We start from the raw sequence: 1,210 nt of genomic DNA on the forward strand, positions 1-1,210 counted from the left end.
GAAGCGGCTGGCAGGTGACACAGCCAGGCAAGCGACAAGCCCCGAAGTGAAGGAGCTGCTGGGCCGAGACGTCGGCCCTGAAGGACGCCGTTGCCGACCTCACCCTGGAAAACCGCTTGCTCAAAAAAAGCATGCTCGGGGATGGGGACGGCGACATATGAGATACCCCGCAACGGAGAAGCTCGAGATCATCCGACTTGTCGAGCAGTCCCACTTGCCAGTGAAGAGGACGCTGTCGAGGCTGGGCATCCCGAAAACCACGTTCTACCGCTGGTGTGCCCGCTATGAGGCGTTTGGTGAAGCCGGGCTCGAGGACCGCCGTCCACACCCCGGCCGGGTCTGGAACCGCATCCCCGACGAGATCCGGCAGGCTCTCGTTGACCTCGCCCTGGATGAGCCGGAACTATCGCCGCGTGAGCTGGCATTCCGCTTCACAGACACGAAAAAGTACTTTGTATCAGAGCCTTCGATCTATCGCATCCTCAAGAAGCAGGACCTGATTACTGGTCCAGCGTTCAATGTAATCAAAGCTGCGGACGAATTCCACGACAAGACCACAAGAACGAACCAGCTTTGGCAGACGGACTTCACTTACCTGAAGGTGACTGGCTGGGGTTGGTTCTATCTCTCGACGATCCTGGACGATTTCAGCCGTCACATCGTGGCGTGGAAGCTCTGCACAACGATGAAGGCCGGTGATGTCACCGACACTCTGGAACTGCCGTTGGAGGCATCAGGCTGTTCGTCCGCGACCGTCAGGCACAAACTGAGGCTGCTCAGCGACAACGGCTCATCATACATCTCTGGTGACCTGGCGGATTGGCTCCAAGACCAGGGTATGGACCACGTTCGAGGGGCGTCAAATCATCCGCAGACCCAGGGAAAGATCGAGCGGTGGCACCAGACGCTCAAGAACCGCATCCTGTTGGAGAACTATTACCTACCGGGCGCACTTAAGGAAGCGATCAGAGCCTTCGTCGACCACTACAATCACCGCCGCTATCACGAGAGCCTCGGCAATCTGACACCGGCCGATGTCTACTTCGGTCGCAGCGGCAGCATTCAGAAGGAAAGGAGAAACATCAAGGAAAGAACACTGAAACAGCGACGCTTGCTCAATCTCGGGCGTGCCGCTTAAGATCAAAATCGATGAGCCAGGCCGTCCTAAACGCCGTCAATTCAATCGGACCACTTCATTTGATGACGGACA

General features: G+C 57.3%; 1 pseudogene. It reads left to right on the forward strand.

Annotation, left to right across the window (positions count from 1 at the left end):
• A pseudogene (locus AC58NV_RS23615) lies at positions 1-1,138 on the forward strand (IS3 family transposase); the annotation flags it as partial.
• Between the last annotated feature and the right edge of the window lie 72 nt (positions 1,139-1,210).

It is taken from the genome of Leisingera sp. ANG49 (assembly GCF_059694505.1).